This window comes from Nocardia sp. NPDC050378 (assembly GCF_040655675.1).
Classification (GTDB): Bacteria; Actinomycetota; Actinomycetes; order Mycobacteriales; family Mycobacteriaceae; genus Nocardia; species Nocardia coubleae.
In genome coordinates this window covers 721,084-734,684 of record NZ_JBFAKI010000001.1, presented here as the reverse complement: position 1 = coordinate 734,684, position 13,601 = coordinate 721,084, and the positions used below count along the sequence as shown (strand labels likewise).

The 13,601-nt window shown below is 68.3% G+C and carries 12 protein-coding genes; 3 read left to right on the top strand and 9 right to left on the bottom strand.

The genetic code is table 11. The annotated features are described in order from the left end of the window. The first annotated feature begins 11 nt into the window (after positions 1–11). Positions 12–2,069, top strand: coding sequence for a prolyl oligopeptidase family serine peptidase (locus AB0I35_RS03445; RefSeq protein WP_357393957.1), 2,058 nt, complete (start codon positions 12–14; stop codon positions 2,067–2,069). 44 nt (positions 2,070–2,113) lie between these two features. Continuing rightward, entirely contained in the window at positions 2,114–2,452 is a 339-nt protein-coding gene (locus tag AB0I35_RS03440) for a helix-turn-helix transcriptional regulator (protein ID WP_225278416.1), read from the top strand. Here AB0I35_RS03440 and AB0I35_RS03435 read toward each other — a convergent pair. Beyond that, positions 2,442–3,653, bottom strand: a complete 1,212-nt coding sequence (locus AB0I35_RS03435; protein WP_357393955.1) for a cytochrome P450 — start codon at positions 3,651–3,653, stop codon at positions 2,442–2,444. The two genes, AB0I35_RS03440 and AB0I35_RS03435, sit on opposite strands and share 11 nt — an antisense overlap. Continuing rightward, positions 3,650–4,936 (bottom strand): MFS transporter, encoded by a 1,287-nt coding sequence (locus tag AB0I35_RS03430; protein ID WP_357393953.1) that lies wholly within the window; start codon positions 4,934–4,936, stop codon positions 3,650–3,652. Before AB0I35_RS03430 ends, AB0I35_RS03435 begins: the two co-directional genes overlap by 4 nt. Before the next feature lie 133 nt (positions 4,937–5,069). Between AB0I35_RS03430 and AB0I35_RS03425 the strand changes: the two genes are divergently transcribed. Further along, positions 5,070–6,578 carry an FAD-dependent monooxygenase gene (locus AB0I35_RS03425; RefSeq protein WP_357393951.1) on the top strand — a complete coding sequence of 503 codons (1,509 nt, stop codon included), beginning with the start codon at positions 5,070–5,072 and terminating at the stop codon, positions 6,576–6,578. A gap of 71 nt (positions 6,579–6,649) precedes the next feature. Here AB0I35_RS03425 and AB0I35_RS03420 read toward each other — a convergent pair whose 3' ends face one another. The 7 genes from AB0I35_RS03420 to AB0I35_RS03390 all read right to left on the bottom strand — a co-directional run bounded on the left by AB0I35_RS03420 (position 6,650) and on the right by AB0I35_RS03390 (position 13,524). Continuing rightward, positions 6,650–7,297, bottom strand: coding sequence for an HAD family phosphatase (locus AB0I35_RS03420; RefSeq protein WP_357393949.1), 648 nt, complete (start codon positions 7,295–7,297; stop codon positions 6,650–6,652). Further along, positions 7,294–8,280 (bottom strand): AfsA-related hotdog domain-containing protein, encoded by a 987-nt coding sequence (locus AB0I35_RS03415; protein ID WP_357393947.1) that lies wholly within the window; start codon positions 8,278–8,280, stop codon positions 7,294–7,296. The genes AB0I35_RS03420 and AB0I35_RS03415 overlap by 4 nt, the downstream gene beginning before the upstream one ends. A 29-nt stretch (positions 8,281–8,309) precedes the next feature. Continuing rightward, a complete protein-coding gene (locus AB0I35_RS03410) occupies positions 8,310–8,534 on the bottom strand; it encodes a hypothetical protein (RefSeq protein WP_357393945.1) in 225 nt (74 codons plus the stop codon). Positions 8,535–8,602: 68 nt separating this feature from the next. After that, positions 8,603–10,012, bottom strand: coding sequence for an ABC transporter substrate-binding protein (locus tag AB0I35_RS03405; protein WP_357393943.1), 1,410 nt, complete (start codon positions 10,010–10,012; stop codon positions 8,603–8,605). After that, complete coding sequence (locus AB0I35_RS03400; RefSeq protein WP_357393942.1) at positions 10,005–11,546, bottom strand: ABC transporter ATP-binding protein; 1,542 nt, start codon at positions 11,544–11,546, stop codon at positions 10,005–10,007. Before AB0I35_RS03400 ends, AB0I35_RS03405 begins: the two co-directional genes overlap by 8 nt. Next, the gene (locus tag AB0I35_RS03395) at positions 11,543–12,601 is read right to left on the bottom strand and encodes an ABC transporter permease (protein WP_357393940.1); all 1,059 of its coding nucleotides are present in this window, start codon (positions 12,599–12,601) and stop codon (positions 11,543–11,545) included. The genes AB0I35_RS03400 and AB0I35_RS03395 overlap by 4 nt, the downstream gene beginning before the upstream one ends. Next, positions 12,598–13,524, bottom strand: coding sequence for an ABC transporter permease (locus tag AB0I35_RS03390; protein ID WP_357393938.1), 927 nt, complete (start codon positions 13,522–13,524; stop codon positions 12,598–12,600). Before AB0I35_RS03390 ends, AB0I35_RS03395 begins: the two co-directional genes overlap by 4 nt. Between the last annotated feature and the right edge of the window lie 77 nt (positions 13,525–13,601).

Below are 13,601 nucleotides of genomic sequence, written 5' to 3'. Positions count from 1 at the left end.
ACAATGTGGGGATGAGCGGCGTTGAGCAGAATGTGACCGATCCCTACCTCTGGCTCGAAGACGTGACCGCCGAACCGGCGCTGGACTGGGCCCGTGCCCGCAACGAGGTGATCGCGGACCGATTCGCGAACACCGAACGGTTCGCCGACCTCGAGCAGCGCATCCTCGCGATGCTCGACGACGACACCAAGATCGCCTATCCCGCGCGACGCGGACCGTGGCTGTACAACTTCTGGCGTGATGCCGAGCACCCGCGCGGGCTGTGGCGGCGGACGACGTTCGAGTCGTATGCCACCGAGGATCCCGAGTGGGATGTGCTGATCGATGTCGACGCGCTCGCCGAGGCGGATGGGGAGAACTGGGTGTGGTCGGGCGCGGCGGTGCTCCGACCTTCGCAGGAACGTGCCGTCATCCACTTGTCGCGCGGTGGCGCCGATGCCACGGTCGAACGCGAATTCGACATGACCACACGGCAATTCATCGCGCCCGAAGACGGCGGATTCTTCCTACCCGAGGCCAAGTCGCGGGTCGGCTGGATCGACGCCGACAACCTCTACGTCGGCACCGATTTCGGGCCGGGCTCGCTCACAAATTCGGGGTATCCGCGCATCGCGAAGCGCTGGCGGCGCGGCACGGCATTGGCCGAGGCGGAAACGGTATTCGAGGGCAAGCCGAGTGATGTGTCGATCGGCGCCGGATTCGACCGCCACCCCGGTTACGAACGGCACTACCTGCATCGATCGACGGACTTCTACAACACCGAAGTCTCGCTGCTCGTCGACGGTGCGTGGCGACTGCTCGAAACCCCCACCGACGCCGACGTCGACTGGTATCGCGACTGGTTGCTGGTGCGTCTGAAGACGGCATGGACCCCCGCCGACACGACCTTCCCGGCGGGCAGCCTGCTGGTCACCGATATCAACGACTTCCTCGCGGGCGGACGAGAATTCGTGGTGCTGTTCACCCCGGATCCACACACCTCGCTGGAATCGTGGGGCTGGACCGAGAACCACCTGATCCTCACTACCCTGCGCGATGTGCAGACGGGCCTGCGTGTGCTCACCCCCGGCCCCGATGGCTGGGCGAGCGCGGATCTCCCCGACACCCCCGCCATGTCGAGCACCTCGGTGAGCAATCTCGACCCGCTGGAAGGCGGCGATGAGTTCATGCTCACCACAACGGGTTTCACTACACCGACCACCCTCCTGAACAGCGCGGTCGGCGAAGCCCCCGCGCTGCTGAAGCAGGCACCCGCGTACTTCGACGCCACCGGCATCGAAACCGAGCAGTTCTTCGCCACCTCCGACGACGGAACCGCGGTCCCCTACTTCGTGATTCGCCACCGCGACCGTCGCGGAACGCCCGGCCCGACGATCATGAACGGCTACGGCGGCTTCGAAGTCTCCAGAACCCCGCTGTATCTGGGCACGGCGGGCATGGCCTGGCTCGAAAAGGGCGGCACCTACGTGCTGGCCAATATCCGTGGCGGCGGCGAGTACGGCCCCGAGTGGCACACGGCAGCACTGAAAGAACACCGCCACCGCGCCTTCGAGGACTTCGCCGCGGTGGCCCGCGACCTGGTGACGCGTGGCATCACCACCGCCGACCGGCTCGGCGCGATCGGTGGCAGCAACGGCGGTCTGCTGATGGGCGTGATGCTCACCCGCTATCCGGAGCTGTTCGGTGCCATCGTGTGCCAGGTGCCGCTGCTGGACATGAAGCGCTATCACCTGCTGCTGGCCGGCGCATCCTGGATCGCGGAGTACGGCGACCCGGACAAGCCCGAGGAGTGGGCGTTCATCAGCGAGTACTCGCCGTATCAGAACACCGACCCCGGCAAGCAGTACCCGCCGATCCTGCTCGCCACCTCCACCCGCGACGACCGGGTACACCCCGGTCACGCGCGAAAGATGGCCGCGCTGCTGGAGTCCCAGGACCGCACCGTCTGGTACTACGAGAACATCGAGGGCGGACACGGCGGCGCGGCCGACAACAAGCAGTCGGCGTACCTGTCGGCGCTGGTGTACGAGTTCTTCACGCAGATGCTGATGGAGGGTCGCGGGCGCTAGATAGGTACTATGGTTGTCGTAGGTTCGAGCGGAAGGAGCGCATCGTGGCCGATGCCGATGGTCATCCCGATATCGAGGAGTTCGACCTGTCGACCGTGCTCGCCGCGCTCGCCGACGACAACCGGCGCAGCGTGATCGCCCAGCTCTACGCCGAGCCCGAGGGCGCCGAACAGTTCTGCAGCGTGTTCGGGATGCCCTGGGCGCCGTCCACCCGCACCCACCATTTCCGGGTGCTGCGCAAGGCCGGGCTGATCTGGCAGCGCGATGTGGGCAACGGCCGGATGACGAAACTGCGGCGCGACGACATGGAAACCGCGTTTCCGGGTCTGCTCGCCGCGATCCTCGCAGCGGACCGCCATCCGGCCGCCCCGGCTACCAGCTGACCGGCAGCGACACCGGCCGGTGCACGAGAACCCCTGTCTCCCAGGTGATCTCGTGTTCCGGTACGGCCAGCCGGAGAGTGGGGAACTCGGTGACGAGCCGCCGGATCACCTCGATGATCTCCATCCGGGCCAGTGCCGCACCCATGCAGTGATGCATGCCGTACCCGAATTGCAGGTGCCGTTTTCCGTCGCGGCCGAGGTCGAGCACCGACGGGTCCGGGTACACGTCGGGGTCGCGGTTGGCCGAGTGGGCGTCGGCGTACACGATGTCGCCGGGGTGGAGCACGCCCTGTGACAGCGTGATCTCCCTGGTGGTGACCCGGGGGAAGGTGGAGATGCGCCCCAGCGGCAGCAGCCGCAGGAATTCCTCGATCGCCGTGGGGATGGTGTCGGGGTTGCGCACCAGGTGGTCCCACAGTTCGGGCCGGGCCAGGGCCACGTAGGCGATCTTGGTGATGACGGACAGGATGTTCTGATCGCCGCCGACGATCGAGCCGAGCAGGATCGCCGCGTATTCGGCGTCGGTGACCGGGGGTGAGACCGAGTCGCGGGCGTCGAGCAGGTCGAGGATGAGGCCCGGTTCGAGCTCGCGGCGCCGGGCGACCAAGTCTTCGATGTAGTGGTAGAGGGTCCAGAAGTCGGCGAGCAGGGCGGGCACGTCGGTGTCGTGGGCCAGCTGCATCTGCCGCGAGAGGTGCCGGAAGTAGGCGATGTCGGTGGTCGGGATGCCGAGGTAGTCCACGTTCACGCCGATGGTCACCGGGTCGAGCAGCGTCTGCACGAGATCGGCTGTGCCACTGCCATTCCGGGCCCGCAATTCCGCGACGGTTCCGTCGAGGACACGCTGCACCGCGGGGGCGCGGCGGGCGATCGTCGCGGCGCTGTAGGCCGAGGCGACGAAACCCTTGAGCCTGCCGTGCCCGGGGTGATCGAGGTTGAGCAGCATCTCCGTCGGCATGATCGTCGGCAGGAAGGTCGGCCCGTCCTCGACGTTGGTCTCCGCGCGGGCGAAGCTGAGGTCGGTGAGCACCGCGTGCACGTCGCGGTAGCTGGTCACGTGGACGGCCGTGTGGCCGCTGGGCAGCACGACCTGTGGTAACCCGCCGCGCGAGCGCTCGGCCACCGGCTCGATCATGGTCGGCGGACTGATGTTCGCGATGCCGTCGAGATCGACCCGGACGGCGTCGATGGCGTGTGTCATGAGGTGACTCCTTCCGGGCGCGCCTGTCGGCGGACCACGATGATGGCGAGGGTGAGTGCGACGAGCAGGGCGATGAACACGCCGATGGTGGTGGTGAACGCGGTGCGGTAGACGTCGGGGTGACCGAACTGGCCCGCGGCGGTGTCGTGCGCGGCGGCTCCGCTGAGCTGCCTGCCGACCACCGCGGACAGCACGATCGCGTAGCCCGCGACGAACACGGCCTCGCTCCCGATGCGGAAGAAGTTCAGGACACCGGCCGCCGTGCCACCACGTTCGGGGGGAACGACCGACAGTGCGTGCCCGTCGACGAGACCGATGGGCAGCCCGAAACCGAGGCCGAGCAGCACCATCGGCACGACGATCCACAGCACCGAGCGGCCCTCGTCCAGGGCGAGCACGCCGATATTGCCGAGAATCAGCGCCGCGAGGCTGAGGTAGACGACCCGGCCGATGGTGAGCGCCGGGAACCGGGTGACCAGGTGACCGATGGCCACCGGCGCGATGAACACGGGAATGGTCATCGCGAGCATCAGCAGCCCGGACGTCCCGGGTGACAGGTCGGTGATGCCGCTCAGCGCCGAGGGCAGGTAGGTGAGCAAGGTGACGAAGCCGATCGACCCGGCCACCGGAACCAGGCACATCGCCAGGAATTCGCGGTTGCGCAGGAGTCCGAGGTCCAGGATCGGGCCGTGCTCGGCGGTGCTCGGTTCGGCGGCGGGCAGCAGGCGCGTCCCGAGGCCCGCGGCCGCGAGGATCACCGCGTGCACCACGAACACTCCGCGCCAATCGACCACCGCGATGAGCAGGCCGGAGATCGTGGGCCCGAGGGCGAGGCCGAGCCCGTTGACCGTGCCGAAGATCGCGAACGCCTTTGTGCGGCGGGCACCTTCGTAAGCACTGGACAGCAGTGCAGTGGATCCGGTGAGGATGGCCGCCGCGCCGACGCCGGCGATCACCCGGGCGAGGTCGAGCACGATCAGCGCGGGCGCGACGACGCTGCCGACACTGCCGACGACCACCAGCGCGGCGCCGATCCCGAAGGTGCGGCGGTGCCCGATCCGGTCGCTGACCGCACCCCACAGCAGGGTGGTGAGCGCGAAGGCGATGTTGAACCCGTTGACGACCCATTGCAGCGCAGTGGGATTCGAGCCGAGATCACGGGAGATGAGCGGTAGCGCGATGGCGGTGCCCGCGATCGCCATCGGGGTGACGAACTGCGCGGCCAGGACCACGGGCAGCGTGGCGGGACTGGGTGGAGCTTGGGTTTCGGTTGCGGTCGACATGGATCTCCCTCGGTGGGCTCCGGTACGCGAATTAGGTACTACCCGATCGGTAGGTACGATGATATTAGTAGCTACGACAGTTCTCGTACAACCGGAAGTCGCGGACGCGGCTTACCCGCCCCAGGAGCAGCCGATGAGCACCGAACCGCACGCGATCCAGACCGATGTCCTGGTGGTCGGCGGCGGCCCGGTGGGCATGCTCGTGGCCGCGGAGCTGGCATTGCAGCAGGTCGAGGTGGTTGTCGTGGAGTCGCGCACCGAGCTCGACCTTCGCCCGCGCGCCGGGACCGTGCACGCCCGCACGCTGTCGCTGCTGGCGCGGCGCGGGTACATTCCGTCGGTCTCGCCCGATGCCATCTCCCGTAACCCGGTCGGCGTGCATCGCAGCCCCTTCCAGTTCGCGGCGCAACCGGTGCTCACGCTCAGCGCGCCGAGCGTGGAGCCCGCGCCCATCGCGGGGATCCCGCAGGCTCGGTTGGAGGCGGCGTTCGAGGATCGGGCGCGGTCGCTGGGTGCGCGAATCCTGCGGGGGCACAGCGTTGTCCGATTGACTGTCGAAGAACATGAGGTCACGGCTCAGGTCGATGCACACCTCGGTGAACGAGCGCCAGTCGAAGGCGGCAGCGCAGCGCGAAGGGGTGTGGCCGAAGACAGCACTGGGATAGACGTCGACACTGCCCACGCCGCGACCTGGGACAGCACGCAGGGCGGCGCCAAGTTGTCGATTCGTGCGAAGTATGTGGTCGGTGCGGACGGTGCGCGCAGTCTTGTCGCGCGTACGGGGAACTTCCCCGCCGAGGTGTACCCGGCGACAATGAATGCCATTGCCGGGCTGGCTGTTTCGGATGCGCCCGCCCAGATCCCGCCGGGTTGGAACCCGACGCCGACCGGCTGGACCATGCACAACCCGAACCCCGGCGGCCAGGCACGCATCATCGCGATGGACTTCAGCGGTCCCCTCGAGCACCGCCCCGAACCGACCGAAGCGGAGTACCGGCAACGCCTCGCCTACGTACTCGGTGCCGAGCCCGCGCTGAGCCGGGTCAGCCACCTCACCCGGTTCAGCGACCACGGCCGCTATCGCACCAGCATGTGGGACGGGCGGCTGCTGCTGGCGGGCGACGCCGCCCACAGCCACTACCCGCTCGGCGGTCAAGGACTCAACTCCGGCATGCAGGATGCCTTCGCCCTGGGCTGGCGGCTCGCCCGCGTCCTCACCGGACGCGCGCGACCCACCGTCCTGGCCGACTACTCCCGCGAGCGCGTGGCGCACGCCGCCGCGATCGTCGGCAACACCGTCCTGCAATCGCGGATGATGAACCCCGCGAACCCGCAGGTCCGCGACGCCGTGCTGGCGATGCTCGCGGTGCCCGCCGTGCACGACGGGATCGCCGAACTCGTCAGCGGGCAATTCCAGCCCGGCTTCCAGCACGACCTCGTCCTCACCGAAAACGACGGGCGGGTGAGCACTCTCGCGGAACTGCTCCACGCGGGCCGGTTCGTCGCGATCCGGCCCGACGAACACACCCCCGTCCCCGACGCGCCCGACAATGCACTGGTCATCACCGCCAAGGTGACCCCTGATCAACCCTGGACCTCGGCGGTGATCCGACCCGACGGTTACCTCGCGTCCGCCCTGTGAGCGGCGCGTCGGGTCGCGATCGATCGGATCGAGGGCCGAGGCGGTGGCGGTCCGGCGGGGTTGCGGTGGCATCATCGGAACTCGCGTAAGGCCGTACGCACGTCGGCGATGGCTTGGTCGGCGTCGCGGTACTGCACCGCCCGCCACCCGGCTTCCCTTGCCGCCGCGCAGTTTTCGACGAGGTCGTCGACGAGAAGGCAGTCTTCCGGGGAGACACCGGCGGTCTCCGCGGCGAGGGCGAAGATCTCCGGGTCGGGTTTGCGGAAGCCGACCTTGCACGAATCGATCAGGGCGCTGAGGTGGCCGTCGAGGTCGATCATGTTGCGCCAGTAAGGCTCCCATTCGACGACGTTGTTGCTCAGTACGCCGACGCGGACTCCTTCGCCCGCCAGCTCGATGGCGAAATCACGGACGGCGTGATTCACCTCGTGCCCGGCGAACCACTGTCTGCCGAAATCCGGTTCACTGCGCGACAAGTCGAGCTCGGGTGCCTTGGCCCGCAGCACCGCGTGCAGCTTCGCCACCCAGGTGCGCTCGTCGAGCAGGGCCAGTTCGATCGGGGCCAGCGGTGCCAGGCCGTACTGGGCGCCCACCTCGGCGATCGCGTGTTTGAACAGGTCGACGGGGATGCCCGCCACCTGTTCGTAGCGCTGGAACAGCTCGTCGAGCGGCGGGGAGAGCACGCCGCCGAAATCGAACCAGACGAACGGGGCGCTCACTGGACCATCGTCCTGATGTCGGCGGGACGGAACCGCAGTTCCACGTCACCGGCGGCGATCACATCGGCGCCCTGGGTGAGGCTCACCCGGGCGCGGGCGCCGTCGGTGTCACCGGTGACGGTGGCGCGGGCGATCGTATCCCGTTCGAATTCCCCGAATTTGGTGAATTCGATGCCGAGCCGGTGCATCACCATCCGGCTGGTGTCCAGACCGAGAACGGCGTTGGCGGCCGCCATCGCCACCTGCCGGGCCGCCTCGAACTGCAGCATGCCGGGCACATGGTCGAGGGCGTGGTCGAACAGCGACGGATGATCGGTGTCGATGATGGTGAGCGCGGTCAGCTCCTCTCCGGTGAGCACCGGGTTGGCGAGGATGGCGTTGCGCGGGTTGTGCCTGCCCACCGAGCCCGGGCGCATCCGGGCGACCGGCGGCTGGGGCGGAATACTCGGCTCGGCGGGCAGGCCGAGCGATTCGCGCCCACGCACCCGGATGCGGTTCCACACCGGTGCGGGCATCCACTGATAGACCATGATCTCCCGGGCCGCCTCGTGGCCCTCGATCTCGGCGACCATTTCCAGGGTGAGCCCGATGACCTGGTCGTCGCGTCGTTTGTCGGCGATCACGCGCGCCTCGATGACGCAGTGCCCGGGGCACTGGCCGATGCGCAGGGTGTCGGCGTCGGCGATGGTGAAGTCGGCGGACCCGAAGATGAACTTCTCCGAGCGCGCCACCCCGACGAAGGAATGCGCGTAATAGATGGCGACCTGACGGAACACCTCGATCAGCAGCAGCGGGTCATAGGTGGTCGCGGTACCGCGATGATCGCTGAAATAGGAATGGTTGCGCGGTAGCTGGGCGGCGAATATCGCGCCGTCCGGGGTGGGTTGGGCGTCGGTGAGGAATACCTCGGCGATGGATTCGCGGTGCACGAGTCCGCGCGGGATATTGCGGTCGAAGGTGAGGGTGGGGGTGGCGACGGTCATGATCGAGCCTTCCGGGAGGTGGATGCTGGTCAGCGGACGGCGATGTCGTAGGCCCAGCCGTTGACGCTGTTGCGAGGGGCATCGAACAGCGAGGTCGGGTTGTGCACGGTCGCGTCGGCGGCGACGCTGTTGCGGTCGGTGTAGAGGGGGATCGCGACGGCATTGTCGAGAAGGTGAGCGGTGATGCGGTTGAACAGTTGCTTGCGCTGTTCGCGATCGGTGGCTTTGGTCGCGTCGACGAGCCACCGGTCCACCTGCGGGTCGGCAAGTTTGGAGCCGCCGACGATGGAGCCGATGGTGATGCCGTCGATCTGGCCGTATTTCAGGTCGGGGGTGTCGACCCGTAGGCGCGGTTGAACTGCAGCGACAGGTCGAGGCCACCGACCTGACGGGGGAAGGCCTCGTAGTCGTTGCGGGCCAGCAGGTCGTAGATCTGGGCGTTGTCGACGAATTGCAGTTCCACCTGCACGCCCAGGTTCTGGCGCAATTCGGCCTGCCAGGCCTTCAGGAAATCGTCCTCGGGGTAGGTGGGGTTGGTGGCGACCAACCGGACGGTCAACCGCTTACCGGTGCCGTCGGTGCGGTAACCCTCGGCATCGGTGCCGGTCCAGCCTGCCTCCACGAGAAGCGCTTTCGCGGCGTCCAAGTCGGGACCGCCCTTGTTCTCGAACTTCGGGTCGTAGTAGGCGCTGTCCGGGGAGATGAGGCTCCACGCGCGCTGCTGGGTGTCCTTGGTGAGGCTCTTGGTGACGGCGGCGATGTCGACGCCCTTGGCGATGGCGCGGCGCACGCGCACATCGGTGGTCGCGCCATGGGTGAGATTGAGCATGATGACCCACGGCGAGGCCGCCGATCCGATCTGTTCGTACTGGAAGCCACCGACCCCGTCGAACAAACCGATATCGGTGGCCTTCACGGTGCCGATGGCGTTCACCTCACCACTGCGCAACAGTCCGGCGCGGGTGGCGGCCTCGGGAATGAACTTCACGACCAGTTCGTCGACGTAGGCGGCACCCTGGTGTTTCGCGGTGGCGGGAGCCCAGTTGTAGGCGGGGTTCTTCCGGTACCGCAGTTCCTGGCCCTGCACCACTTTGTCGAGCACGAACGGGCCGGACCCGACGAAGCCCGCGCCGCTGGTCAGCGCCTGTTTGTCGGCCTTCAGGCTGCTCGGGGCGACGATGGCGCCGCTGAGCCCGCCGAGGGTGGACAGGAAATCGGCGCGCGGGGTGCTCAGGGTGATGCGCACCTTGTACGGGTCGAGCACGTCTACCGCGCTCACACTCGAATACTGCAGCAGGCCGAGCACCGTCCAGGACGGGTAGTCGGGGTCGCGCAAGGCGTCGATATTGGCCTTCACCGCGGCGGCGTCGAACTTCTCGCCGTTGTGGAAGGTGACGTCCTCGCGCAGGGCGAATTCGTAGACCAGACCGTCCGGCGAGATGGTCCATTCGGTGGCCAGCCAGGGGTGGAACTGTTCGTCGCGGTCCTCGGCGATCAGGCTGTCGAAGCTGTTGCGCAGCACCTGGGAGGCGTCGAAGGCCGCGCCGTAGTGCGGGCTGAGGCCGCGCGACGGATAGGCGGGCAGGGCGATGGTGAAGGTGCCGCCTGCCTGCGGCGGGGTGGTCGGGCCACCACCACCGCCACCGGGTTCGGGGTCGGCGGCGCAGGCGCTCGCGGCCAGCGCGGTGGCCAGCAGCAGCGCGGTGAACAGTCGAGTGAGGCGATTACGCACGCGAGGAGCTTTCTGTAGTAGCCGGGACCGCCAGTCGCGGGACGGCATCGAGCAGGGCTTGGGTGTAGGGCGAGGAAGGGTGGTGGAAAACGTCGTCGGCCGTGCCCGATTCGACGACCACGCCGCGATTCAGGACGAGCACGCGATGACAGATCTGCCGGATGACGGCCAGATCGTGCGAGATGAACACGATCGCCACGTCTTCGGTGGCGGCGAGTTCGGCGACGAGGTCGAGGATTTGGGCTTGCACGGAGATGTCGAGCGCCGACACCGGCTCGTCGCAGACGATCAGGCGCGGGCGGGCGCCGAGCGCGCGGGCGATATTGACCCGCTGACGTTGCCCGCCGGACAGTTCGCGTGGGTGGCGTTCGATGGTGGCGGCAGGCAGGTGCACGGCGTCGAGCAAGCGCAGCACCTCGGCTCGACGTTCGGCGCGCGGCACACGCAGCGCGACACTCTCGGCGATGATCTCGCCCACCCGGTAGCGCGGGTCGAAGGAACCGACCGAGTCCTGCGCGACCAGTCCCAGCTCACCGGGTTTGCGAGTCCTACGCGTCAACGGCTCGGTACCGAATCGCATCTCGCCGCGGTCGGGCTCGATCAGCCCCGTGACGATCTTGGCCACGGTCGACTTACCCGACCCGGATTCGCCCACCACGCCGAGCACTTCACCGGCACCGACTTCGAAGGAGATATCGGAGATCGCCGGAACTCCCCGGTAGGACTTCGTGAGCCCTGCCGCGGTGAAAACCGGCTCGGTGGCCCGCGCGCGGGCACTGCCGTGCGGCACGGCCGCGAGCAGCGCGCGGGTGTACTCGTGCCGGGGTTGCTCGATGACCTCGCGGGCGGGCCCCGCCTCGACGATCTCGCCTGCCCGCATCACCAGGATGCGATCCGCGATCGAGGCGACAACGGCCAGGTCATGGCTGACCAGGATCATGGCCCGGCCGCCCGCGACCTGGTCGGCCAGCAGCTCGAGCACCTGCTTCTGGACAGTCACGTCGAGGGCGGTGGTCGGTTCGTCGGCGATGATCACGTCCGGGCCCGCCGCGAGCGCCGAGGCGATCAGGGCGCGTTGACGTTGTCCGCCGGAGAGCTGAAACGGGCGCTGCCGCTTGCGGGTCCGAGGGTCGGCGATGCCGACGGAACGCAGCAGCCCGTCGATACGGTCGCTGCGCTCGTTGCGCGGGACCGCGCTCAGCGACTCACCGATCTCGTCGGCGATGGTGCGCAACGGGTCGAGTGCGACCAGGGCGTCCTGGAACACCAAACCGACTCGGGCGCCGCGTATTCCACGCCACTGCCGTTCGGAGAGGTCCAGCGCCGAGGCGCCGAAGAGATCGAGACGGTCGGCGCTGACCCGGCCGCCGGCGAGACCTACGAGACTGCGGGTGGTGACCGACTTTCCGGACCCGGATTCGCCGACGATGGCCAGGATTTCGCCGCGCCGCAGCTCGAGATCGACACCACGCACCACCGCGTGCCCGTCGAATTCGACGCGCAGGTTCCGGACCTGGATCAGGGTGTCGGTCACAGCTGCGCCCTTCGCTCGAAACGGTGACCGGCGTAGCGGCCGAGGACGGTCGTCGCCAGGACGACGACGGTGACGGCGGCACCGGGGAAGACGACCGACCACCAGGCGATCCGCAGATCACCGTGCGCTTCGGCCAGCATCGAACCCCATTCCGGTACGGGCGGTTTCGGCCCGAAGCCCAGGAAGCTCAGCGCGGCGGCGCCGAGAATGCTCGTGCCGAGCCCGAGGGTGACCACCACCGGCAGCGAGCGCAGCGCGTTGGGCAGGATGTGGCGGACCACGATCCGCGCCCGCGACCGCGTGAGCAACCCCGCCTGCGCCACGAACTCGCTGCCACGCACCGCCCGCGTCTCGGCCCGCATCACCCGGGCGAACCGAGGGGCGGCGGCGATGCCGATCGCGAGGATGAGGTTCGCGGTGCCGGTACCGGTGAACGTGATGAGCACCAGGGCGAGCAGGATCTCCGGAAACGCCCCGAGCAGGTCGAACACCCGCGACGCGACGGCATCGACGAGCCGATTACCGATCCCGGCGATCAATCCGAGCGTCACCCCGATGGCCACCGCCAGCGCTGTCGCGGTCACCCCGATGAACAGTGACAGCCGAGCGCCGTGCACGACGCGGGTGAGCACGTCACGGCCGAGTTGATCGGTGCCGAAGGGGTGTGCGAGAGACGGTGATTCGTGGGCGGCGAGCAGGTCGGTGTGCAGTGGGTCGCTACCCGACAGCAGGTCTGGTGCGAGTGCGGCGACGGCGGCCAACGCGAGCACAGCCGTCGAAACAATCACGCCGAGCGGCCATTTCGAGGCGACTGCGACCAACTGATGCAGCGCGTGCACCTTGCCGCGCGTCTCCTTCTGGCCCACCGAAGTCCGCGACTTCGATGTCGCCCCGTTGGTGGACCGCTCGGAGACCCCTCGAGGCACGTCGGCTGCCTCGACCGCGACGGCCTCGCCGTACCGCTCATCGGACGGATGGCCGGCGATCGGGTCGACGCCGCCGGTCGGGGCAGTTACCTTCCCGGCTATCAGGTGGGCGGGTGCGGTGTCGGTCATGGGGTCGGCTCCTGGAGGCGGGGGTCGATCCACAGGTAGGCGAGGTCTACGAGGACCGTGACGGTGAGGTAGATGGCGGCGGTGAGCAGCGCGACGCCGAGGACTACCGGCACATCCGAATGGGTGACGGCGGCGATGGTCTCCCGGCCGATACCGGCCCGGCCGAAGACCTCCTCGATCACGACCGTCCCGGTGAGCAGCCCGCTCACCGCCCAGCCGGCCAGCGTGGCGGCGGGGATCAGCGAATGCCGCAGCCCGTGCCGCACCCGCAACCGGGTGGCGCTGATCCCGCGCGACCGGGCGGTGAGAGCGAACGGCTGTTCAAGGGCGCGCTCGATCCCCTCCCGCATCACCTGCGCGAGCACAGCGGCGATCGGCAAGGCCAGGGTGACGGCGGGCAGGATGAGCCGCTGGAACTCGTTGCCCGCGGTCACCGGAAGAACTTTCAGCGTGAACGCGAAGACCCAGATCAGCACCAGACCGGTCCAGAACGGGGGCGCGGAGGCCACGATCACCTCCAGCGTGGCGGTCGCCCGGCTGAACACATCACGCCGCCCCGCCGTGAGCACGGCGAGCAACGGCGCGAGCACCACCGCGATCAGGAGCGCGAACCCCGCGAGCTGCGCACTGGTCACCAACTGCTCGCCGAACAGGATGTCGGCCACGGGTTCACCGCGCACATACGAATAGCCGAGATCACCGTGCGACAACCGGCCCAGATGCAGGCCGTATTGCACGATCAGCGGACGATCCAGCCCCCAGTCCCGCTCGATCCGCTCCCGCAGGGCCGGATCACTGGACTCGCCCATGATCGCGGTCACCGGATCGCCCGGCGCGACATGTACCGCCAGGAAAGCCAAGGTAACTGCTGCCCACATCATTCCGGCGGCCGACAGGACCACCCCGACTATGCGCCGAGCCACGATCTGCGATCTGTTCGCCGGGCCACGGCTCCCACGCGAGGTGGAACCCGCACGCCATGGCGCGGCGGCCCCGTTGG

Coding starts and splice junctions, on each gene's coding strand:
- AB0I35_RS03435 (WP_357393955.1), bottom strand. CDS start 3,653: ATGACACACGCCATCGACGCCGTCCGGGTCGATCTCGACGGCATCGCG.
- AB0I35_RS03395 (WP_357393940.1), bottom strand. CDS start 12,601: ATGACCGACACCGCACCCGCCCACCTGATAGCCGGGAAGGTAACTGCC.
- AB0I35_RS03425 (WP_357393951.1), top strand. CDS start 5,070: ATGAGCACCGAACCGCACGCGATCCAGACCGATGTCCTGGTGGTCGGC.
- AB0I35_RS03430 (WP_357393953.1), bottom strand. CDS start 4,936: ATGTCGACCGCAACCGAAACCCAAGCTCCACCCAGTCCCGCCACGCTG.
- AB0I35_RS03445 (WP_357393957.1), top strand. CDS start 12: ATGAGCGGCGTTGAGCAGAATGTGACCGATCCCTACCTCTGGCTCGAA.
- AB0I35_RS03415 (WP_357393947.1), bottom strand. CDS start 8,280: ATGACCGTCGCCACCCCCACCCTCACCTTCGACCGCAATATCCCGCGC.